The sequence below is a fragment of the Rhodococcus sp. ACS1 genome (assembly GCF_002300155.1).
Taxonomy (GTDB): domain Bacteria; phylum Actinomycetota; class Actinomycetes; order Mycobacteriales; family Mycobacteriaceae; genus Rhodococcus_F; species Rhodococcus_F koreensis.
This window is the reverse complement of the sequence record NZ_NSDZ01000002.1, coordinates 349,137-370,642: the sequence shown is the minus strand read 5'-3', so window position 1 is coordinate 370,642 and position 21,506 is coordinate 349,137. Positions and strand designations below refer to the sequence as shown.

The window sequence follows — 21,506 nt, the reverse complement described above, 5'->3', positions numbered from 1 at the left end:
GAATCGGACATGGACAAACGTCCAGCTATGCGGCAGTTACTTCACGGTATCAAAAGCTCCCCGGCCGGGACTCCGCTTTCGGCGAGTCTTTGCCCGATCGTTTCCTTCGCCCGCTCGGCGCATGTCGAGCACCACATTTTCGCGTTACGCATGTGACACCTGAGTATGGTGGGATCGGCGCGTCTGCGAAGATGTGCGTGTTCATGCGGTTAGCCTGGATGGGTCAACAGCGGTATCCATGCTGGTAGACGATTGGGAGGAGGTCGCCGAATGCCGAACTCGTTTCTCTGGATCGGGCTCGTCGTCGTGTGGCTCTTCGTCCTGGTCCCGATGCTGGTGAACAACCGCCCCCGGATTCGGCAAACCAGTGACGCAGCACTCGCGACGCGCGTGCTGCACCGCGGCGACGAACGTCCCGTGCAGCGTGGACCCGCGGCAGGGCACCGCAGCGACCCGTACTGGCAACCGGAACCGGACCACTACGGCTACGACGCGGAGGACCTTGTGGACACTCACGCAGAGGAAGACGATTTCGACGGTGAGCGGGCACCGGTCGGTGAGTACGTGCCGGTGCGCCGCGGGCGTGGCGGCTTCGATCCCGAGGCCGACGCGATCGCGCGCGAGGCCCGCTACGGGTTCAGGCAGCGATCGCTTCTCGGGCTGGTGTTCGCGACGATCATGTCGGCGGCGCTCGGGCTGATCATCTCGCCGCTGATGTGGTGGGCGTTCGCGGCGGGCGTGGCCGGTCTCGTCGCCTACATGGCGTACCTGCGCCGGCAGGTCCAGATCGAGCAGGAGATCCGCCGTCGCCGAACCGCGCGTCTCAATCGCTCGCGGCTGGGCGTCGAATCCCGGAGCGACGACGAACTCCGGCTCATCCCCGCCCGGTTGCGGCGTCCGGGGGCCGTCGTCCTCGAGGTGGACGACGAGGACCCCGAATTCGATCATCTCGAGCACTTCGACGACGAGCCGATGCAGCAGGCGACCATGCGCCGGGCCGCCGGTGAGTAGCCCTCCGATCCGGGCCGAAAGCCACGTCGGTGCAGGCGATTCGCTCCTTCCGCGGGTTGCCTGCTAGAGTTTGCCGAGCGGATCGCAGGATCCGCGCGGGGCTGTGGCGCAGTTGGTAGCGCGCTTCGTTCGCATCGAAGAGGTCAGGGGTTCGATTCCCCTCAGCTCCACCACAGAAGAGGCACTCACTCCGTCCGGAGAGAGTGCCTCTTCTGCGTTCCGGCCCAGGTGAGTGCCGTCGTCCGGTGTGCGGGACCGCGACTCTCCGAACCACAATTTGCCAAAAGGTAACTGAATGCTGTGTACTGTCCGTAGGTCATCAAGGGGTCGATCGCACGGGGTGGAAATACATGCAGGCAATGCGCAAGATCTCGAAGTTCCTGGAGCCGGCGACGGTGGTCGCGACCATCACCGCGACGATGTTGCTGGTGAACGTTCTGTGAACTCCGGCCGGCCAATCGACATCGCGACGGCCCCGACCGATCCGCACCGCCAGGCGGTAACGCCGAGCCCGTAGGGGTTCTCCGAAGCTGCTCGAGTCCCACCTGGCTCGGGCATCGCTGGTGGTGCCGGTTCCCCGACACCGGCACCACCAGCACCTCCGCTCGATTCGCTCGTTACCATGACAGCGGCGACGTCGCCGTGAACGTGGTGTCGTGAATACGAGGGGGGTGCATGGTGAGCGCGCGTCGTGTCTTTCGAAGGCTGGCCGTGGTCGGGCTGGCTGTGGCCTTCTTGTCCGGGCTCGCCTGGATCACTGTTTCGGCGTTCCCGTCCGACGCCGTCGCCGGCCCTCAGTACCACGAATGCGACGGCGGCCGCTGCGAAGGCGGTTCCGCCGGGTCTCCCGGCGGTGGCAAGCCCAGAGATCCCGACCCACCGTGCGAGAGCCGGCGCGGATGCGGTGGCGGAGAGCCCAGCGAGACACGGGAACCCAGTCACACGGCCGAGCCGACCAAGACGGCGGAGCCGTCCGGGACCCAGGAACCGTCCGGGACCACGGAGCCGTCCGGGACCACGGAACCCACCGTGTCCGCTGAGCCCACCGGGACGTCGACTCCCTCGACGTCACGTGTCGTCGTCGTTCCGCCCAACCCCATCGTGTTGCCACCCGTCGCGGAACCGAAGGTCGTGCGCCCGGACGCGTCCGGAGGCGACGATTCCGGAGACGTGGGATCCGGCGACGCGGGTTCCGACGCTGCGGCCGCCCCGGCCCCCGGGAGTCCTGCCGGTGCGCCACCGGCGTCCGGGGGAGCACCGGCAGGAGGTTCCGGGTCCGGTCCCGGCGCCGCCGCGGCAGGCCCGGGTGTGAGCGGTTCCACGGATTCCGCGCCCCAGGACCGGCCCGCCGGGGAAACCCCGGGCAGCGACGCACAGTCGCCCGGCGCACAGGCGCCCGACGACGGCGATCCGGATGCCGCGCCGCCGGGAATGGTGCCGGTGGTCCACAGTGAGCCGTTGCCTGCGATCACCGTTCTCGGTGGGGTCGGCGTGCTGCTGTGCTGCGCAGGCGGAGCGGGTGCGCTGACCTTCAAGGGCGCTCGCGCACAACAGGCGCGCATCGCGGCCGCGCGGGCGGAATTCTTCCCGCCCGCTTCGAATGGAGGGGTGTAGTCGTGGGGGCGAACAGATCTCATCGTCGGGTGGCGGCGGCCGTGGACGCGGTGTGTGACGCCGCGGCCCGAGCCGAGGCAGTGACGCTTCGGCACGTGGTGGACGCGGTGGCCCGCGAACGGCAGCGTGCCATCGAACTCGATTTCACGAAGCCGATGGCACCCGGGGTCTGCGGCCAGCGGCGCGCGTACCCGGACCGGGACGTGATCGTGCTGGCGCCGGGTCTGCCGGACCTCGACCGCACGCTCGCGCACGAGTTGGGTCACATCGTGTTTCGACACGAAGGAGCGGAGATCGTGGCCGCGACCCTCGAAGCCGGCGACGATCTGATCGCCTACATGCTCAGCCAGCGGTCGCGGCGGCGGGGAGACGAACAGCCGTCCGACGAGGTGGCCGAGTGGGAGGCCGAGACGTTCGCGTCGATGCTGCTCATCCGTTTGAAGACGATGCAGGGGCGCGGTACTCCCGTGTCCGTGCTCCGGTACGACGAGGCGATCGGCTGATGGGCTGGCTGGTTGCGCTGGTCGTCTGGACGGCGGCGGGTGCCCGGATCGGCCGAGTCGCCGCGCGTCAGCCGACGCCTTTGCGGGTGGCGATGGTGGTGGCCGTGTCCAGTGCGGCAATCGCGTCGACGCTGGCCGTCCCGGACGTCGCAGGTCGCCTCGACACCGTGGCCCCGGCGCCCGGGCTGTCGCAGATCGTCCTCGAACTGGCATGGACGCTGTTCGCCGCCGCGAGCGCGGTCGGCGCGGTCTCCGTGTGGCCGATACTCCCGCGTGCGGCGTTGCGCGCCGTGGCCGTCGTCGTCTACACGGTCGCCGTCGTGGTCGGAATCGGGCTTGCCGGTGGATATCCCGTCCCCGCGCTGGTGTTCATCGTGATCGCGCTGACCGCGGTGGTCGTGACCGGGGTCCGGCACGTCGCGTGGACCCCGCTCGGCCGGGGAATCTCGCTGATCGTCGTCGGATCCGCGACGGTCCTGGCGGCGGCCGGCGTGGGACTGGTGCGCGAGGTGTCCGGGCAGACGTGGACCGTCGGCTCCTCGCCGGCGTACACCGTCGCGGCCGTGATCGTGTCGGTCGGCACCGTGTGGGTGCTCGTCGAAACCTGGCTGCGCGCACGGCAGGACCTGCGCCGCATGGACACTCTGCATTCGGTGCTCGTCACCAGGTTCCCCGAAGTGGTGGAGGGCGACGGCAAGGGCAGCACGGCCGTTCTCCGCGCCTCCGACGCGGTCGCCCACGTCATGGACGCGCTGTACCTGCAGGCGGGTGCGGGCATGCTCGACACGGACGAACAGGACCTTCCGGAATCGACGGCCGAGCGCGCCAGGATTCTCGCGCGCTGGATCGACGACCCGGTCGCCTCGGACGTCCTCGACACCGAATGGATCGCGCTGCCCCAGGGTATGTCGCCGCGCCGATGGGTGCTCGAACTCGCGGACGCGTACACCGAGTTCGGCACGTCGGCCCCGGCTCCCGCGCAGGCGGATACCGCCGACTCGGCTGCGGACTAGCCGGAGCGACCGGTGATACCGGTCAGTCCGGCGATCCGGTGACGAGCCATCCGCAGGGTGCGGCGAGGTCCTCGGCCTCGGGCGGGCCCATGGATCCGGCGGGATACGGCTTGGCTGGGGGAGGGTCCCGCAGAAGCGCGTCGGCGACGGTCCAGACGTGGGCCAGGCCGTCGGGGCGCGTGAACAGCGACCGGTCGCCGTGCAGGACGTCGAGGATGAGCCGCGAATAGGGTGCCAGGGCGTGGCCGAGCGGCACCGTATCGAGGGGCAGCCCCAGGTGGCCCACCGACAGGCTGTCGTCGGGCCCGGGTTCCTTGACGACCATCGAGATGTCGATCTCGCCGTCGCCCTTCAGATCGAAGGTGAGGACTGCGCCGTCCGGCGGAATGTCGGTGAGCGGGCCCTGGGGACTGCGGAAGACCAGGCTCACCCGTTGCTTGCTGACGCCCAGCATCTTTCCGGTGCGGAGGAGGAACGGCACCCCGTGCCAGCGGTCCGTATCGACCCACAACCGGGCGGCGACGAACGTCTCCGTCGTCGAATCGTCCGCGACACCGTCGACGTCGCGGTACCCCTCGTACTGGCCGAGCACCACGTCGGCGGTATCGAGGGGACGGAACGCCCCGATCACGGATTCCCGTGCGGATTGGAGATCGTCGGCGCCCAACGTCTCCGGCGGTTCCATCGCGATCTCGGCGGCGACCTGGAACAGGTGCGTCACGAGCATGTCCAGGACGGCGCCGGTGGCGTCGTAGAACCGGGCGCGGTCGTCGATGTCGAGTGTCTCGGGCACGTCGATCTGAATCTGCTCGACGTGTTCCCGGTTCCAGACGCCCTCGATCATCCCGTTGGCGAAGCGCAGGATGTGCAGGTTCTGGGTGCTCTCCTTGCCGAGGAAGTGGTCGATCCGATAGATCTGCTTCTCGTCGAGGACGTGGTGCACGGCTTCGTCGAGTTCGGTGAACGCCTCCTGGGAAGTCCCGAACGGCTTCTCGTACACGACGCGTGCGCCGCGGGCCAGATCGTGGGCGCCGAGCGCACGGGTGGTCTCGGCGAATGTGCTCGGTGGCAGCGCCAGGTAGTGGACCAACTGCGCATCTGCCGCGCCGAGGTCCTGCCGCGCCTGCTGCACGGCCGCGGGGAGCGTTCCCGGGTTGTCGGGGGTGAAGCCGCCGCCGGCGAATCTCAGCCGCCGGGAGAACGGTTCCCAGTCGGCGTCGTCGTGCGGCACTCCGAACTGGTTCACGACGTCGCGCACGTGGTCGCGGAACTGATCGTCGGAGACGTTGCCCCGCCCGGTGCCGATCAGCATCCACTCGGAGTTCAGGAGTCCGGACAGGGCGAGCTGGAAGAACGCGGGGAGGACCATGCGTTTGGACAGGTCTCCGGTGGCACCGAAGAGGACGAAGATCGTGGGACCGAGCTGCGGTCTGTCAACCATTGCTCCATCATGCGCCACGAAGACACGCCGGGCAGGACAATCCGGTGGTGTCGTAAGGCCGGCGTTGCGAGTCCTACGCGGATCTCCGGAACAATCTCCGTCGAACTCGTTGCCGTCCAATGACTCTCGTGATCAGCGGGACGCGTCCGGCGGAACCTCCGGCAATCCCTCGCTGGCGCGGAGTTTCTCGGCCATCGTGGTGAGCAGATTCTGCGACTCTTCGGAAAGGTCGAACGCGCGGCTGGAGAGCTTGCGGAGTCCGTATCCCTGGAGTTGCGAGAGAAGCTCGAGATCGTGGTCGATCTTCGCGGCGTAGATGTCGTTGAAGAAGTAGTCGGGCTTCACCTTGAAAAAGCGGGCGAATGCCGCGACCGTCTCGTCGGAGGGATTGGTGCGCTGTCCCGATCGGAGCTGAGAGATGTAGGGCTTCGAGATCTGATGTCCGTCTGCGATCAGCGCCGCAGCGACCTCAGCGTTGGTATGCGGTTTACGTCCCGGAGGGTGGACCGTGTCGAAAAGCTTGTTCAACCGCGCAGCAAAATCTGCCATTGTGAGCCGCCGGGTCCTCTCTCGTGCGCGCGTCAGTCGTGTGAACGACACCGTACCACGATGATAACCGATTGATAACTCACGGACATAGAGGCAAAACGCCGTTCGCTCGAGCATGGCTTATCTCATATATGTTTCAATCACCGGGCGCCGCCCGCTCGGGAATCCTCGGCCTTTCGGGCGCCCTCTGTGCTCGTCACGCACGGTCTACCGTTGAAAGTTCAAGGGGGGCGCCGGTGCGGTCGACGATGTGCTCGCATCGGAATCCGCGGCCGAGGGTGTGGCCGCATGGTTGCCGTTTCAATCACTGAGAGTTTGCTGGCAACGTCGCAGGGGTGTGCACCGCGAGGTCGACGTGGCTATCGTCCCTGTTCAGGGCCAATGTGTTGCGTTGCGCATCGCAACGTCGAGAGGTCGCTCGCGGCCCGCGGGGCTTGGTGAACACTACTGTGAAGCAGAGCCTTCTGCACGGGCGGCGGGCCGCGCGCCGCCGTTTCGTTCCACGGCCGCTGCGGGTCGGGTGCCCGTCCGCCTCGGCGAGCTGGACGATTGTCCAGCTCAGGTGGGGTTCTGTAGCGGCGGCGGACCTCCGAGTCTGGTCAAAACCGAAGCCGTCAGGGATGATTGTGATATGGAACACAGAATGAGTGACGCCGAGCTTCGGAAGGCGATTCGAGTTCTGCGCGAGCGCGCCGACGACGCCCGGCACCGAGGAAACGACGACGATGCCAACGGGATCGAGAGGACGATTCGTACTTATCAGGAAGAAATGACCCAGCGGTTGTGAACCGTCACGAACCGGCCCGGCGAGGGCCGGTTCGCGTCATTTCCGGGCAAATGTGCCGCCGCAGTTGCGTGCGCGCAATCAGATTGCGTGCGTAGACTTCCAGCCGACACGGATCGGTGACGACGGGGGCGCACACGGCTATGGCGATCAAGACGCTGGACGGCAAGAAGTGCCTGATCACGGGTGCAGGTAGCGGAATCGGGCAGGCAACAGCCCTGGCGGCCGCGGCCGAGGGCGCCGAACTGTTCCTCACCGACATCAACGAGGTCGGCCTGGCGCAGACGGTCGAGCAAGTCGGCAGCGGTGGGGGCACCGTCAGTTTCTCGCGTGCGCTCGACGTGTCCGATTACGACGTGGTTGCCGCATTCGCCGCCGATGTCCACGAACAGTTCGGCAGCCTCGACGTCGTGATGAATGTCGCAGGCATCTCTGCGTGGGGGACGGTCGAGAATCTCGAACACCGTCACTGGAAGTCCATGGTGGACGTCAATCTGATGGGCCCGATCCACATCATCGAGAGTTTCGTGCCCCCGATGGTGCGGGCGGGACGCGGCGGTCACCTGGTCAACGTCTCTTCCGCCGCCGGACTCCTGGCGCTCCCGTGGCATGCGGCTTACAGCGCAAGCAAATTCGGTCTCCGCGGAGTGTCCGAGGTCCTGCGGTTCGACCTCAAACGGCACGGGATCGGCGTGAGCCTCGTGGTTCCCGGCGCGGTCAAGACGCCGCTGGTGGGCACCGTCGAGATCGCAGGCGTCGACCGCGACGATCCGCGCATCCAGAAGGCGATCCACCGCTTCGAGAAGCGCGCTGTCACGCCCGAAAAGGTGGCGTCCTGCATCATCGCCGGCATCAAGAAGGACCGGTACCTGGTGTACACGTCGCCGGACATCCGGTTCGGCTACTGGTGGGCCCGCAAGTTCTCGCCGCCGTACGACTTCGTGATGCAACGGGCGAACGACCAGTTCAGCAAGTTCCTGTAACGGCTAGGCCTCGCCGGCCCGGAGTACGGTGCCGTCGGTGAACCGGACGCCGTCGGTGCACCGGCACTCGACCTGCCCGGCCCCGAACTGCTCGGCGTGGAGGCGCGCGTACAACCCGTGTCGCGCAAGGAGTTCGGTGTGCGTGCCGCGTTCGACGAGTGTTCCCTCATCGATCACGAAGATCACGTCGGCGTGCTGAATTGTGGACAGCCGGTGGGCGATCGCGAGCGTGGTGCGTCCGCGCATCACCTCGCCGAGGGCACGCTGGACGAGTCGCTCGGAGACCGTGTCGAGCGCGGACGTCGCCTCGTCGAGGATCAGTACGCGGGGATTCTTCAGCAGCACCCTGGCGATGGCCAGGCGTTGCTTCTCGCCGCCGGACAGGCGGAATCCTCTTTCGCCGACCAGGGTGTCGTAGCCGTCGTCGAATCCGAGGATGCGGTCGTGGATGTTGGCGGCCGCGGCAGCCGCCTGCAATTCGGAATCCGTCGCGTCCGGCTTGGCGTACCGAAGGTTGTCGGCGATCGAGGCGTGGAACAGATACGGGTCCTGGGTCACCATTCCGACCGCGTCGGCGAGTGAACTCATGGTCAGGTCGCGCACGTCGTGGCCGTCGACCCGGACGGCGCCGCTGTCCACCTCGTAGAGGCGCGGCACGAGGTAACAGAGCGTGGTCTTGCCTGCGCCGGACGGTCCGACGAATGCCGCGAGTTGACCGGGTTCGATCTCCAGCGACGTGCCCGCGACCGCCCAGCGCCTGCTGCGACGTTCCGCCGGTGCGGCTTCGGGTGCCGCCGAGGCCGGGAGTCGCGGCGCGACGGTCGCGACGCCGCGCATGCCGCCCCCACCGCCGCGGCCCAGGCTGCGCAGAGCCACCGGGTCGGGATCCGCGGTGGCCAGGCGGACGGGCGCGGGATACGCGAAGTACACGTCGTCCAGTTCCACCCGCCCGGGTGAGTCCGCGGGCAGTTCGACGGCGTCCGGCCGGTTCACGATCGCGGGTTGCAGGTCGAGGTACTCGAAGATGCGGCGGAACAACGCCATCGACGTCTGGACGTCGAGGGTGACCCGCATCAGCGAAACCAGCGGTTGCAGCAATCTGGCCTGCAGCGTCGAGAACGCGACGAGCGTGCCCGCGGAGAGGGCCGCGGAACCGCCGCTGACGAGATACCCGGCCAGCAGGTACACCAGAGCGGGCGTGATCGCCATGAACGAGCTCACGACGGCGAAGAAGCCCTGCCCCGTCATGGCTTGGCGCACCTGAAGTTCCGTCTGCCGGGCGTTCTCGGTCCGATACCGGTCCAGTTCGGTGTCGGCCTGGTTGAACACCTTCGTCAGCAGCACACCCGACACGCTCAGTGCTTCCTCGGTGATCGCGGTCATGTCCGACAACGACTCCTGCGTCTTGCGCGCCAGAACCCGCCGCCGGGCGCCGACCCGCCGCTGCAGATAGACGAAACCGGGCAGCAACGCGACCGCGAGCAGCGTCAGCTGCCACGACAGCAGCAGCATCGCGACGAGCGACGCCGTGACGGTGACGACGTTCGAGAGGATGCTCGACGCCGTGGACGTGAGGACCGACCGCACGCCTCCGACGTCGTTGGCCAGACGCGATTGGATCGAGCCGGTCTTGGTGGAGGTGAAGAAGGCCAGCTCCATCTTTTCGAGATGGGCGAACAGGCGTTCCCGGAGATCCGCCATCGACAGGTTGCCGACTTTGGTGGTGAGGTAACTCTGTCCGACGCCGATCACCGAACCCGCCAGCGTCACCACGATCATGGCCACCACCAGCCACAGCAGCAGCGTCAGGTGCACGCCGCTGCCGTCGGTGGGAAACAGAGCGCGGTCGAATACGGCCTTCGTGAGGAACGGATTCACGATGCCGAGCAGCGAGGAGACGACGATCGCGGCCGCGACGAGCACCAGCCACCCGCGGTAGGGGCGCAGGAGCGCCCAAATGCGGGGGAGCAGCGAAGGCTCGGGCGCCTGCTGGGTGGATGCGGAACCGGTCGCGGACATCTCCCCATCGTGCCCACCGAGCGGAGTCCTGGCGAGCCGATTCGGTCCGGTTACGGCCGGTCACCGCGCTCGGGGATGCCGAGTTCGCCTCGCACCGCGGTGAGGAAGTCTTCCTGGGCGCTCTTGCCGGACTGAAAGTGGTCGGCGAACTGTTGCTGGCGGGTGGACAGGGCGTCCGCTGACACGACATCATCTGCCGCGAAGTCGTTGCTCAGCCAGCCGATCGTCTCGGCGCCGGCCAGATACTCGACCACCATTCGCCGTGCCGATTCCACTACCGCCCCGGATCCGATCAACTCCACCGCCGCGAACTTCGAGCCGAGCACGATATTTTGCCGCGGTAGCGGCCCGAGGATTTCGAGCATCACGCCCGAGAGGTCGGGGCCCTCGAAGTGGTCGAATGCCACCGACACGGAACCTGCGGTGGTGCACACCTCGTTGGCCGCGGTGAGGAACTCCGTGTAGATCTGCTGCCGCTGTGTTCGCAGGAATTCGTTCGAGGACTGGTTCACCGTCGCCTCCACCTGATTCGACGTGTTCAGCAGTGTGAACGCCCCTCCGGACACGGAACCGATCAGGGTCCCGGCGACGGCCATCGCGGCGACCAGCATGCTGAGCCGAAATTGGTGGCGCCGCACAGCCATTCGGTCGAGAGGTTCGGCGCTCTTGGTCTCGCTCATGGTTTCACTCCCATCGACGCTCCACCGGTGTACGTCGACTCTCCCGTACGGCCCGAGACCCGTCGCGCGTAGTCGACTACGCGGATTGTGAAACTTTTCGAGGGTGTCGGAGCGATATGCGTAGTAAGCGGCGATCGACGACCGCACTCGTGGCTGCACCCGCAGTCGCGAGCATCACCGTTCGCCGAAGAGTCGGGACTCGTCAAACGAAGGTGAGCACAATGAACAAGATCGCACTCCGCACGGCAATCGCTTCAGCCGTCATCGCTCCGGTGATGCTCGTCGGAGCAGGCCCGGCGACGGCATCACCGACACTCAGTACAGGAAGCGTCAGTGGCGGGATCGTCGTCAACGTGCCGGACAAGGAAAGCTGGAACTGCTTCGCGCTGGATTCGAATTTCGGACTCAAGGCCGGTGTAGGGGCAGTCGGTGGTTTCGCGAAGGGATCCAACGTGACCGTGTTCTGCTTCGGCACCACGGCGCCGTTCTTCTTCACCGGCAGTGTGAGGGCCGGAACGTAGAACTTCTTCAGCGGTGCCCGCCGTGCAGGCAGTCCTCGAACAGCGTGCGCACCTCGTCGACGTGCCGGTCGAGATCCGCGAGGTCCCAGCCGTCGGTCGACACGGGCGCGAGGACGTCGACGTCGACGGTGCCGGGGTGCGCGACGAGCGAGTTCCGCCACATCCGTTCGCCGGCGTTGTGGATGACGATCGGCACGATCGGCACTCCTGCCTGCATCGCCAGATGGAATCCGCCCTTCTTGAACTTGCCGAGACGCGGGGACGGTGAGCGGGTGCCCTCGGGGGCGATCGCGATCGAGATGCCGGACTGCAGTTTGTCCACGGCCGGGCGGAGCGCCGCCCGCGCCTTGGTGCTGTCCGACCGGTCGATGTAGGCGACGTCGAGGAGGGCACCCACGGGAATGAACCGGGGGTCGCGCGCGGCCTCCTTCTTCGCGACGCCGGTGACGTCGCGCCGGATGACGCTGCCGATCACCAGCAGGTCGAGCGAACTCTGGTGGTTGAACATGAAGACCGCGGGCCTGGCCGACCACGCGTTCTCCTTGCCCTTGATACGAACGTTGATGCCGCAGATCGTGAGGGCGAGATCCGGTCCGAAGCTGCCGACCAGGTTGGCTCCGGTCTGCCGGTTCTGGGTGAGCAGGCCCGCGGAGACGCCGAACGCCGCGGCGCCCATCAGCGCGCCGATCGCGGTGGTGGTGCGGGCGATGGACATCGGGTCGGCACCGCTCTCGGGAGGTCGCAGATTCACCGACGGCCAACCGTTCTGCCGCGCGGTGGCCGCCAGTTTGCGGTCGGGATTCAGCGCCACGGGATGTCCCACCGACTTCAGCATCGGAACATCCTCCGCGCCGTTGGAGTACGCGAAGCTGTCACCCAGATCGGCGCCGTGCTTGTCGGCGTACTCGCGCAGTGCCTCGGCCTTGGCCGGCCCCCACAGCGGCGCCGAGTCGAGCTTTCCGGTGAGCATCCCGTCCAGGATCGCGGGCCGGGTGCACAGCACGTCCTCGGGTTCGATGTCGAGGTCGGCGGCCACCGACAGCGCCTGATACGGGGTGGCGGACGTGGCCATCACCACCCGGTGGCCGGCGTGCCGGTGCGCGGCGAGCAGGCCGCGGACCTCCGAGAAGATCATCCTCGCGATCTCCTGCCGGAACAGCCGCTGCCCCCACTCCTGCATCTCGTCCTCCATGCGCCCGGCCAGGCTCTGCACGCCGATGCGCATCAGGTTGCCGACATCGGCGCCTCGGAATCGGGTCTCCACCGCGGCGTTCGTGGTGCGGAGAAGCTCGGCGACGCTGATATCGAAGCGCCGCAGGCGGTCCCGGTAGACGACACTTGCGGAGTACCCGCTGATCAACGTGCCGTCCAGGTCGAACGCCGCGAGGGTGGCCGGACCCGGAACGGCGGCCGCGATGTCGTCGTGGAGACTGCGGAGATCGCTCATCTACTCACCTACCACCCATCTGGTCCAGATTCTCGTGCGCGATGGCCCGGATGCGGAGCACCTGGTCGATCAAGGTCTGGAGTTCGGCCTCGAATTCGACCCGCCGGGCCGCCATGTTCTCGGCGTTCGGTTCGACCAGTCCCCGGTTCCGCGCCAGCTTGAGCGCGGTCGTGAAGAGTTCGGCCGAAATGGACTCGCTGCTCCCGATCTGCTGCCGGAGCCGTCGCTGCTCGGCGAGCGCGAGGCACGCCGTCATGAATGCCTTCTCGTCGAACTTCCGGTCCACGGGAGTGCGCAGCAGCTGACTCGCGACCACCGCGTACGCCTCCAGGAACGGCTGCAGAACCCGATGCGCCAGGTGAATGCGCATCCCGGACAACAGGTTCGCCGCATGTTGAGGGTCGCCCAGATTCGACTCCCACGCCGGGTCGATCAGGTCCAGTTCGGCCCGCAGTTCCTTCCGGAAGCTGTCCTTCTCGCTGAAGAAGAATTCGAACTTGAGGAGGTCGCGGATGCGGAGCGCCGCATTCCATCCGTCCTCGAGCGGGTCGGTGAACTGCTGATCGACCGCGGCGCGCAGTACCATCTCCGCGATCGCCCGCATCACCAAAAAGTGAATGGTGTTGTTGCGGTAGAACGCTGCCACGAGATGCTGATCGCGCCCGAGGTAGAACACCCGCTCGCTGCCCTGGTCGAAACTTTTCAGGACCCCGGAGTCGAGATGGGTGCGCACGGCCTTGCGGATCACCTGCGGATCCGTCAGATCCACGTCGCCCGCGGTCGGCAGCGAGCGCGCCGTGATGTAGTCGACGAGCGGCCCGAGGATGCCGCCGACCTCGGCGACGGTGAGCGCCCGGTCCTCGATGCCGAGGAACGCGAGCATGACGAGCGATGACGCCGTGACAGGGGTGACCTCGTTGATGCGGTGGCATACCTCGAACGCCGTCTTCTGCACCGCCAGCCGCAGATCGTCCTCCTGGCCGAGGTAGTCGGCCAGCGACATCGGCCTGCCGACGTTGACGTGCGCGACACCGTGCCGTTGACCCTGCGCCCGAACGTATCCGAAGAGCCAGCGCAGACTCTCCTTGCTCTTCGCCTGGCCGTGCGCCTCCGCCGCCATCGCCCCGACCTCGTACAGCTGGTCGTAGGTCAGCGACACCGGGACCAGATACACGTCGGACATCCCGCTGTCCCGGAACGCTTTCGCGAGGTAGTTGAGCAGGCCGAACCGCGGCGGCCGCAGCTTCCCCGTGCGGCTTCGCCCGCCCTCGATGTACCACTCGAGGTTGAACCGTTTCGTGAGCAGGTAACGCATGTACTCGCGGAGCGTCCACTTGTAGATCTCGTCGCCCTCGATCTTCCGGCGGATGAACACGGTGCCGCTGCGCTTGCCGATCGGTCCGATCGGCCAGAAGTTGATGTTCAGCCCGCCCATCACGTGGTTGAGCGGAAGGTCGTTCGCGAGCAGCGCCGGCCGCAGCACCAGTGGGTCCAGGTACGAGCGGTGGCTGGGCAGGAACACCAGGGAATGTTCCTTGTTCAGCTCCCGCAGGTCGTCGAGCCGGGTGGTGTCGACGTCGAGGCGATACGCGCGGGAGAAGTAGCGGCCCAACTGATCCCACAGTGCGATGGCCCGCCGGCTCTGGGCGGCGACCATCTCGTCCAGCGCGCCGCGAGCCCGGCGATCCACCTCGGCGACGGGGAGATTCAATTGGGCCGACAGTTCGTGGGTGCCGTCGTGGTACCGGCTGGCGTCGGTGATCTCGTCGACGACGAACCTCGACACCTTGTATTGCGTGCCCAGCACCGTGCGCTCGGCCCGCTCGAGGGTCAGCGCCGCCTGGCGGCGGATGAAATCCGGAAGGGATCCACCCCCGTTCTCGGCGAGCCGGCGTTCGAGGTCGCTGAGCGGGGCCGGGTCGCCCTCCAGAACCTGGCACCGCGCCGGGTCGTCGCGCATCACCCGGCGCTGCATGTTCTGACCGGGGTGCAGCGGATCGCGCAGCGACAGCGTCTCCCGCAATCGCTGCGCGCCGTCCGGATGCGTCTCCTTCGGCAGCCACACCACCCGGAGTGGGGTGAGCAGCGGATCGTCCTTCCGCCGTGCCAGATCGGCGAGGGCCTGATCGGTGACGCGGACGGTCGGTGGTGGCTGGCCGGAGTCGTTCGCCTGCCGCTCCAGCCACGTGCGGAGAACGTCGTCCTCCATCTCGCTCATCGTCTCGATGAGATAGACCCGTGGCCGTGTCGTCTGCTCGTCCATCGCGCCTTTCCTTTCACCCGCGGCCGAGTTCGACGATCTCGTCGAGACTCTCCTGCAGGCACGACATGAACCGCGCCGGTTCGGTCACGGCGGCGGTGTCGAGATTGACACCGATGCAACACGTGCCGACGTGGGAGACCAGAGTTGCCATGACCGCGCAGCCGGGAGCGGGGCCGAACGGGAACATCCGCTCGATCCGGGCGCCCGCCAGATACACGGGCACGGGCACGCCCGCGACGTTGCTGGCCTGCAGGTCGAGGCCCGTCGACTGCGAGAGGTACCAGTTGGCCAGGACCACCGTCGGGATCCGGACCAGGATCGGGGCGGCGGAATCGAGCAGACCGAGTGCCGGTTCCTGGCGCAACCCGAGAATGATCGTGCGTACCTTCTTGATCCGTGCGATCGGGTCGCGTTCACCGACCGGTCCGGCGAACCGGGCCGCCGCGAACCGGTTGCCCCCGGTCGGGTCCGACGCCGAACGCATACTCACCGGCATCCCCACCGGAATCGTCTCGAGGTCGTGGCCGAACGATTCGTGATAGCGGCGGAAACCGCCCAGCAGTGCCGCCACATACGCGTCGTTCAACGACCCGCCCGCGACGTGGGCGGCGGAGCGCAGTTCGTCGACACTCACCTCGAGCACACCGAACCAGCGTCCGAGCCCCCGGTCGCGCAGCAGGTCCGAACCCGTGGTCGGGGGAGGAGTCACCACCCGGCGGATCGAGTTCGCGTAACCGGCGACCTCCGTGACACTGCCCACCGGGTCGCCGACGATCGTCATCGCCGTCCGCACCGCGCCGCGGATCAGGCCGCCGAGACGGCTGGGGGCGCTGCGCACGTTGCCGAGTGCCTGCTCGAGCAGGGCGCCGCCGCCCGACATCTGCTCCGGCAACGGCGCAGGCCGATCCGGTTTGTCCGGCGACGGTTCGGGACGCCTGCTGTGCAGCAGCGTCATCAACTGGATGCCGCCGAGACCGTCCGTGATGCTGTGGTGCGTCTTCACGACGTAGACGGCGCGGCCGTCGTCGAGCCCCTCGATGAGCATCGCGCTCCACGGCGGCCGGGCGCGGTCGAACGGCTCCGTCGCCATGTGCCTGCACATCCGCAGCGCATGGTCGAACGTCGCGGGCTCCGGCAGCCGCACCCGCGACAGGTGATAGTCGAGATCGAACTCGGGGTCGACCGACCACATCGGGTTGCCCAGCCGCAGCGTCGGCTCCACCACCCGCATCCGGATGCGCGGCACCATGTGCGACGCCCATTCGTGGGCACGCACGAGCCGCTCCCAGTCCGGCGGTTTGTCGAGGACGTCGACCGCGACGATCGGTGAGCGCAGCTTCGGCTGCACCTCCTCCATCCGCCACATCCCGGTCTCGAAGTCGGACATCGTGCGGTCCGCTCCCCAGGCGACGTCGGAGAAGTCCACGTCGACGGCACTCGGTGGTATCAGAGGTTCGCCGTCGGCCATGCCCACCCTCATTCGGTTGCTCGAGTTGCCCTCAGCTGCTGCTTTTCCAGTGTGGACCCGCCCCGCAGATCGCGTCCCTGGTTCCGGCGGATTGCGCGGCGGACTTTCCGCCCGAGGCGCTCCGCGCCCGTGCGCGGTTGACGAGTCCCTGGACTCCTTCGCCGCTCACGGAGTTGTCGTAGGCTGCCGTCATGGCGAAAAGCTTCGACTACTCCGAACAGATCGCGTACCCGATCGACCGCGTGCACGCGACGGTGACGGACCGGGCGTTCTGGCAGCACCGGTTCGAGGAGGCGCCGGAGAAGCTCACCCTCGACGACAGCCGCGGCCCCGGCACGCTGACGGCGACGATGCGCGACACCATCGGCGCGTCCTCCCTCCCCGGGCTGGTGCGCAAGGTCGTCTCCGGTGAACTGAAGGTCGAGCGGGCCGACGAATGGGGCGCACTCGACGGCGACCACGCCGACGGCCGGATCAGCGGCAGCTCCACCGGGATCCCCGTGAAGATCGACTGCACGTCGGTGCTCCGCGCGTCGGGCGACGTCACCGTCCTCGACGTCTCCGGATCGGTGCAGGTCAAGATCCCGCTCGTCGGAGGACAGATCGAATCCCTCGTCAGGAAGCTGGTCGGCGACATGGTCGGGCAGGACCGCGACGCGATCGAGAAGTGGCTCGGCGACAGCTGACGCTCACGCCCCCGGCGCGGGGCCGTCCAATTCGACGTCCAGCGTGCGGGCACCCGGCCCCGCAGTGCCCAGCCGGTCGTGGCTGTTGACGATCGCGCAACTCCCGAGCGACAGGCACCCGCAGCCGATGCAGCCGGTCAGGTTGTCGCGGAGACGGATCAGCTGCTCGATCCGCTGATCCAGATCGGCGTGCCACCGCGTCGACAGCTTCTCCCAGTCCTTCCGGTTCGGGGTGCGGCCCTCGGGGAGGGTCGCGAGGGCGTCCCGGATCTCGGCCAGCGGAATCCCGACCCGCTGGGCGATGCGGATGAACGCGACCCGCCGCAGCGTGTCCCGGCGATAGCGACGCTGATTGCCGGACGTCCGCCTGCTGGTGATCAGCCCCTCGCGCTCGTAGAAATGCAACGCCGACACCGCGACGCCACTGCGCTCCGACAGCTGTCCCGGCGTCAGTTCCTTCGCTCTCCACTCGGGCATCTCCACGACAGGCAACCTTTCACCGGGTTACCTGAACAATACTCGAGGTCAGTCGCGGCGGAGATGACCGTGGAGATGGTGTGTGAGCGGAGTCAGGTCGTGCGCCATCCACAGGTCGTATGTGAGGTCGCCGCCGCGCACCGACAACTGCCGCCGGATGCTGTGCACCGGTTTGGCGTCCGGGGACGCGCTCAGCGCCACCATCGACAACTCGATGATCCCCTCCCGGATCTGACCGCGGTGGATCTCGGTGAATCCGGTCGGCTGGGCGACGAGCAGTTCCGCCTCGTCCTCGGCGACGAGCCGCAGATACCCGGACTCCGAGTGCAACGGCCGCCCGGTGCCCGCCTCCCACGTCCGAGACCGGTACGCCAGGAACGGTTTACCGCTGGGAGCGAATTCGATCTCCTCGGTGTACGCAAAGTCGTCGATCGTCGGGTACGCACCCTCGCCCTCGCCGCGCCACAGACCGGCGAACGGCGCCAGGGCGGGCGGTACGGACGGAACCGGTGGTGTGGTCGCAGACGAACTCGCCGTCGCATCCGTGTGCGCCGGCGAGAGAGTCGAGTTCTCGTCCATGAGATACCTCCGCCGCTTCACGGTACTCGCCTGCGGGGCCGAGGGACACGGTCGGCGGCGGGAGCGTTTGAGCGTGCCTGCCGGGCCCGCCGGCATTACCGTCTAGACATGAACGCGTCGGGTTCTGCACCGCTGGGGGCCAACTCCGAAGTCGGGCAGCTGCGTGCCGTCCTCCTGCACCGGCCCGGGGACGAACTGAAGCGGCTGACACCCCGCAACAACGACCAACTGCTGTTCGACGGACTGCCCTGGGTCGACCGCGCACAGGAGGAGCACGACGCGTTCGCGGACCTCCTGCGCAGCCGCGGCGTCGAGGTCCTGCTGCTGTCCGACCTGCTCAGCGAGACACTCGGCGCCAGTGGAGCCGCCCGCATCCACGGCATCGGCGCGGCCGTCGACCCCCGGAAGCTGGGCCACACCCTGGCGCAGGAACTCGCCGCGCACCTCCGCGGCGTCCCGGCGCCCGAACTCTCGACCATCCTCACCGCAGGCATGACGTTCGACGAACTGCCCGTCGCCGCGAACACGGCGTCGCTGGTCCGTCGCATGCACCACGGCGGCGACTTCGTCATCGACCCGCTGCCCAACCTGCTGTTCACCCGCGACTCGTCGTTCTGGATCGGACCGCGCGTCGCGATCACCTCGCTGGCACTGCCCGCCCGCGTCCGCGAAACGTCCCTCACCGACATCATCTACGCCCACCACCCGCGTTTCCGGGGCGCGCGGCGCGCCTACGAATCCCACACGGCGCCCGTCGAAGGCGGCGATGTCCTGCTCCTGGCACCCGGCGTCGTCGCCGTCGGAGTGGGGGAGCGCACCACACCGGCCGGAGCCGAGGCGTTGGCGCGCAGCGTCTTCGAGGACGAACTGGCGCACACCGTGCTGGTGGTGCCCATCGCGCAGGCCCGGGCGTCGATGCACCTCGACACCGTGTGCACGATGGTCGACCACGACGCCGTCGTGATGTACCCGATCATCCAGGACACACTGTCGGCGTTCACCATTCACCGCGAGGACAACGGCGTGTCGATCCGCGGCGCCGACCCGTTCCTGAGCGCCGCCGCCGAGGCCATGGGCATCGGCAAACTGCGCGTCATCGACACCGGACTCGACAACGTCACCGCCGAACGCGAACAGTGGGACGACGGAAACAACACGCTCGCACTCGCCCCCGGCGTCGTCGTCGCCTACGAACGGAACGTCGAGACCAACGCCCGGCTCGAGGCGTCGGGCATCGAGGTACTGCGGATCGCCGGTTCCGAACTCGGTTCGGGCCGCGGCGGCCCCCGCTGCATGTCCTGCCCGGTCGCCCGCGACCCGCTGTAGGCGGCTCCGCCGCCCGTGCGTGGTTAGGGAGTGCAGGGACTCGTCAACCACGCACGGGCCCGGAGGGCCTAGAGGATGTCGCTGACCTTCGCGGCCGGGCGGGCGAGGACGGTGCCCCTGTCCGTCACGACGATCGGTCGCTCGATGAGGATGGGGTTGTCCACCATCGCTTCCAGCAGTTCGTCCTCGGACGCATCGGCGAGCCCGAGTTCCTTGAAGACGGCCTCCTTCTTGCGGATCGCCTCGCTCGGTTTCAGGCCGGCGTCGTCGAGAAGTTTGCGCAATCCGTCCCGCGAGGGCGGGGTCTCGAGGTACTTCACGACGGTCGGCTCGATGCCCGCGTCCCGGATCAGTCCGAGGACCGTGCGGGACGTGCTGCAGCGCTGGTTGTGGTAGATGGTCGCGGTGTTCGCCATATCCGACATTCTGCACCCGGGGAACAAATGCGCCCGCACCGAGCGCTGAACCATGGGTAGTAACTCGTAACCAGTCGACGAAAGAGGGAGATCGATCATGGCCGAGTACCGGGACGCGGCTCCGCAGCGCATCGTCATCGCGGGTGGACACGGGAAGATCGCCCGTCACCTCATCAAGATCCTCACCGCCCGCGGTGACCGTGCGGTCGCGCTGATCCGCAACCCCGACCACGAGCACGAGGTCGCGGCACTCGGCGCCGAACCGGTGGTGATCGATCTGGAGACGGCGACCGCGGACGACGTCGCGAAGACCCTCGCCGGTGCGGACGCCGCGGTGTTCGCGGCCGGTGCCGGTCCGGGCAGCGGAATCGCCCGCAAGGACACCGTCGACCGCGGGGCCGCGGTGCTGCTCGCCGACGCCGCCGAAAAGGCGGGGACGCGGCGATTCGTTCAGGTCGGTTCGTTCGGGGCGGGTGAGCCGATCCCCGAAGGCACCGACGACGTGTTCGCCGCCTACCTGGTCGCGAAGACGGCAGCCGAGGAAGATCTGCGCGCCCGCACCCACCTGGACTGGACGATTCTCCGTCCGGGCGGTCTGCTCGACGACGACCCGACAGGTCACGTCACGCTCACCGCGCCTCCCCTCGAACGGGGCACCGTCACGCGCGCCGACGTCGCTGCGGTGGTCGCGGCGCTCCTGGACCACCCGAACACGGCGAAGAAGACGCTGATGCTGACGTCCGGTCCGACGTCGATCGAGGACGCCGTCGCCGCGCTGTAACCATTGCGGCGCCGCAACCGCGCAACTACGGTCTGATACAACGCGTGGAACAACGGAGGTGGCGCCGGCCGTGGACATCGACATCGACCCCGATTCGTCGACCGCCCCGTTCGACCAGTTGCGATTGCAGATCATCGAGCAGGTCCGCAGCGGGCAACTGATTGCGGGAACGAAGATTCCCACGGTCCGTGCGCTCGCCGTCGAGGTCGGCCTCGCACCGAACACGGTCGCCAAGGCGTACCGGGAACTCGGCGAGCAGGGTGTCATCGAAACCCGAGGCAAGCAGGGCACATTCATCGCGAGCGGCGGTGACCCCATTCGCGCCGGAGCCGAGAAGGCCGCAACAGGGTATGTGCAGGAACTGCGGAAGCTGGGGGTGTCCGACGAGGAGATACTCGGCTTCGTGCAGTCCGCTCTCCGCGGCGCCGAATGAGGACGGCGTCACATCCAGAAGTGTGACCACAGAAAGGTAGACGCTCGGTATGGCCTCCGCACTCTTCCGTGACCTCGCACTGTTGATCGCCCGGATCGGGCTCGGCGTGATCTTCGTCGCGCACGGCTGGCAGAAGTTCTTCGACTACGGAGTGACGGCCACCCAAGCGTCGTTCGCCGACATGGGCGTCCCGCGGCCCGACATCTCGGCTGTTGCGGCCGCCACTGTCGAACTCGCGGGTGGATTTGCTCTCATCGTGGGCATCGCCACACCGATCGCCGGAATCCTGCTGTTCCTCGACATGCTCGGGGCGCTGATTCTGGTGCACGCGGACAAGGGCGTCTTCGTCGCGAACGGCGGGTACGAACTCGTCGTCGCACTCGGCGTCGGGTCACTGTTACTCGCTGTGATCGGTGCCGGACGCCTCAGCATCGACGGGCTCCTCGGAAGAGGCTCGGGATGGGGCAAAACCGCAGCGTAACGATACCGTTCGGCGGGTCTCGATTCGGTGT

22 protein-coding genes and 1 tRNA gene are annotated in these 21,506 nt (G+C 67.6%); 13 read left to right on the top strand and 10 right to left on the bottom strand.

Annotated features, from left to right (window positions below; genetic code table 11):
- The first annotated feature begins 270 nt into the window (after nucleotides 1-270).
- The 5 genes from glpR (at nucleotide 271) to CJ179_RS08995 (ending at nucleotide 4,141) form a co-directional block, all read left to right on the top strand.
- Nucleotides 271-1,011 (top strand): gephyrin-like molybdotransferase receptor GlpR, encoded by a 741-nt coding sequence (gene glpR / locus CJ179_RS09020; RefSeq protein ID WP_095861226.1) that lies wholly within the window; start codon nucleotides 271-273, stop codon nucleotides 1,009-1,011.
- 97 nt (nucleotides 1,012-1,108) lie between these two features.
- A tRNA-Ala gene (locus tag CJ179_RS09015) sits at nucleotides 1,109-1,184 on the top strand.
- A gap of 502 nt (nucleotides 1,185-1,686) precedes the next feature.
- Nucleotides 1,687-2,625, top strand: a complete 939-nt coding sequence (locus tag CJ179_RS09005; RefSeq protein WP_095861225.1) for a cell surface protein — start codon at nucleotides 1,687-1,689, stop codon at nucleotides 2,623-2,625.
- A 2-nt stretch (nucleotides 2,626-2,627) separates the two neighbouring features.
- A complete protein-coding gene (locus tag CJ179_RS09000) occupies nucleotides 2,628-3,128 on the top strand; it encodes an ImmA/IrrE family metallo-endopeptidase (RefSeq protein WP_095861224.1) in 501 nt (166 codons plus the stop codon).
- Nucleotides 3,128-4,141: a hypothetical protein gene (locus CJ179_RS08995; protein WP_095861223.1), complete on the top strand. Its 1,014-nt coding sequence runs from the start codon at nucleotides 3,128-3,130 to the stop codon at nucleotides 4,139-4,141. Before CJ179_RS09000 ends, CJ179_RS08995 begins: the two co-directional genes overlap by 1 nt.
- Before the next feature lie 22 nt (nucleotides 4,142-4,163).
- Here CJ179_RS08995 and CJ179_RS08990 read toward each other — a convergent pair whose 3' ends face one another.
- Both CJ179_RS08990 and CJ179_RS08985 read right to left on the bottom strand, forming a co-directional pair.
- On the bottom strand, nucleotides 4,164-5,582 hold the full coding sequence (locus CJ179_RS08990) for a glucose-6-phosphate dehydrogenase (NADP(+)) (protein ID WP_072941161.1): 1,419 nt from the start codon (nucleotides 5,580-5,582) through the stop codon (nucleotides 4,164-4,166).
- Between the two features lie 132 nt (nucleotides 5,583-5,714).
- Nucleotides 5,715-6,131: a helix-turn-helix domain-containing protein gene (locus tag CJ179_RS08985; protein ID WP_005238699.1), complete on the bottom strand. Its 417-nt coding sequence runs from the start codon at nucleotides 6,129-6,131 to the stop codon at nucleotides 5,715-5,717.
- A 643-nt stretch (nucleotides 6,132-6,774) separates the two neighbouring features.
- Here CJ179_RS08985 and CJ179_RS51315 point away from each other — a divergent pair.
- Together CJ179_RS51315 and CJ179_RS08980 are read left to right on the top strand one after the other, a co-directional pair.
- Nucleotides 6,775-6,918, top strand: a complete 144-nt coding sequence (locus CJ179_RS51315) for a hypothetical protein (protein ID WP_005561362.1) — start codon at nucleotides 6,775-6,777, stop codon at nucleotides 6,916-6,918.
- A gap of 140 nt (nucleotides 6,919-7,058) precedes the next feature.
- Nucleotides 7,059-7,898 (top strand): SDR family oxidoreductase, encoded by an 840-nt coding sequence (locus tag CJ179_RS08980; protein ID WP_072941158.1) that lies wholly within the window; start codon nucleotides 7,059-7,061, stop codon nucleotides 7,896-7,898.
- A 3-nt stretch (nucleotides 7,899-7,901) separates the two neighbouring features.
- Here CJ179_RS08980 and CJ179_RS08975 read toward each other — a convergent pair whose 3' ends face one another.
- Together CJ179_RS08975 and CJ179_RS08970 are read right to left on the bottom strand one after the other, a co-directional pair.
- Nucleotides 7,902-9,917, bottom strand: a complete 2,016-nt coding sequence (locus tag CJ179_RS08975) for an ABC transporter ATP-binding protein (RefSeq protein ID WP_095861222.1) — start codon at nucleotides 9,915-9,917, stop codon at nucleotides 7,902-7,904.
- Between the two features lie 50 nt (nucleotides 9,918-9,967).
- The gene (locus CJ179_RS08970; RefSeq protein ID WP_072941153.1) at nucleotides 9,968-10,597 is read right to left on the bottom strand and encodes a hypothetical protein; all 630 of its coding nucleotides are present in this window, start codon (nucleotides 10,595-10,597) and stop codon (nucleotides 9,968-9,970) included.
- A gap of 221 nt (nucleotides 10,598-10,818) precedes the next feature.
- Here CJ179_RS08970 and CJ179_RS08965 point away from each other — a divergent pair, with 221 nt between their 5' ends.
- A complete protein-coding gene (locus CJ179_RS08965) occupies nucleotides 10,819-11,118 on the top strand; it encodes a hypothetical protein (protein ID WP_095861221.1) in 300 nt (99 codons plus the stop codon).
- Nucleotides 11,119-11,125: 7 nt separating this feature from the next.
- Here CJ179_RS08965 and CJ179_RS08960 read toward each other — a convergent pair whose 3' ends face one another.
- Genes CJ179_RS08960 through CJ179_RS08950 form a run of 3 tightly spaced genes read right to left on the bottom strand, consistent with a single transcriptional unit; the run spans nucleotide 11,126 to nucleotide 16,296 of the window.
- Complete coding sequence (locus CJ179_RS08960) at nucleotides 11,126-12,565, bottom strand: HAD-IB family hydrolase (RefSeq protein ID WP_072941150.1); 1,440 nt, start codon at nucleotides 12,563-12,565, stop codon at nucleotides 11,126-11,128.
- Between the two features lie 4 nt (nucleotides 12,566-12,569).
- Entirely contained in the window at nucleotides 12,570-14,828 is a 2,259-nt protein-coding gene (locus tag CJ179_RS08955) for a glycerol-3-phosphate 1-O-acyltransferase (RefSeq protein ID WP_095861220.1), read from the bottom strand.
- A gap of 13 nt (nucleotides 14,829-14,841) precedes the next feature.
- Nucleotides 14,842-16,296, bottom strand: coding sequence for a wax ester/triacylglycerol synthase domain-containing protein (locus tag CJ179_RS08950; RefSeq protein WP_095861219.1), 1,455 nt, complete (start codon nucleotides 16,294-16,296; stop codon nucleotides 14,842-14,844).
- 191 nt (nucleotides 16,297-16,487) lie between these two features.
- Between CJ179_RS08950 and CJ179_RS08945 the strand changes: the two genes are divergently transcribed.
- Nucleotides 16,488-16,982, top strand: a complete 495-nt coding sequence (locus CJ179_RS08945; protein WP_072941141.1) for a DUF2505 domain-containing protein — start codon at nucleotides 16,488-16,490, stop codon at nucleotides 16,980-16,982.
- Between the two features lie 3 nt (nucleotides 16,983-16,985).
- On the opposite strand, the gene soxR is transcribed toward CJ179_RS08945, so the two are convergent.
- Together soxR and CJ179_RS08935 are read right to left on the bottom strand one after the other, a co-directional pair.
- Nucleotides 16,986-17,465 (bottom strand): redox-sensitive transcriptional activator SoxR, encoded by a 480-nt coding sequence (gene soxR / locus CJ179_RS08940; protein ID WP_072941138.1) that lies wholly within the window; start codon nucleotides 17,463-17,465, stop codon nucleotides 16,986-16,988.
- A gap of 42 nt (nucleotides 17,466-17,507) precedes the next feature.
- Nucleotides 17,508-18,038, bottom strand: a complete 531-nt coding sequence (locus CJ179_RS08935; protein ID WP_072941137.1) for an FABP family protein — start codon at nucleotides 18,036-18,038, stop codon at nucleotides 17,508-17,510.
- Between the two features lie 108 nt (nucleotides 18,039-18,146).
- Between CJ179_RS08935 and arcA the strand changes: the two genes are divergently transcribed.
- A complete protein-coding gene (gene arcA / locus CJ179_RS08930; RefSeq protein ID WP_095861218.1) occupies nucleotides 18,147-19,364 on the top strand; it encodes an arginine deiminase in 1,218 nt (405 codons plus the stop codon).
- Between the two features lie 68 nt (nucleotides 19,365-19,432).
- Here arcA and arsC read toward each other — a convergent pair whose 3' ends face one another.
- Complete coding sequence (gene arsC / locus CJ179_RS08925) at nucleotides 19,433-19,789, bottom strand: arsenate reductase (glutaredoxin) (protein WP_095861433.1); 357 nt, start codon at nucleotides 19,787-19,789, stop codon at nucleotides 19,433-19,435.
- An 88-nt stretch (nucleotides 19,790-19,877) separates the two neighbouring features.
- On the opposite strand from arsC, the gene CJ179_RS08920 reads away from it, so the two are divergent.
- From CJ179_RS08920 to CJ179_RS08910, 3 genes are read left to right on the top strand one after another with little or no spacing between them, the layout of a single operon-like run.
- Nucleotides 19,878-20,561: an NAD(P)H-binding protein gene (locus tag CJ179_RS08920; RefSeq protein WP_095861217.1), complete on the top strand. Its 684-nt coding sequence runs from the start codon at nucleotides 19,878-19,880 to the stop codon at nucleotides 20,559-20,561.
- Nucleotides 20,562-20,619: 58 nt separating this feature from the next.
- Nucleotides 20,620-20,994 carry a GntR family transcriptional regulator gene (locus tag CJ179_RS08915; protein WP_005238723.1) on the top strand — a complete coding sequence of 125 codons (375 nt, stop codon included), beginning with the start codon at nucleotides 20,620-20,622 and terminating at the stop codon, nucleotides 20,992-20,994.
- Nucleotides 20,995-21,043: 49 nt separating this feature from the next.
- Complete coding sequence (locus tag CJ179_RS08910) at nucleotides 21,044-21,475, top strand: DoxX family protein (RefSeq protein ID WP_095861216.1); 432 nt, start codon at nucleotides 21,044-21,046, stop codon at nucleotides 21,473-21,475.
- The last annotated feature ends 31 nt before the right edge of the window (nucleotides 21,476-21,506 follow it).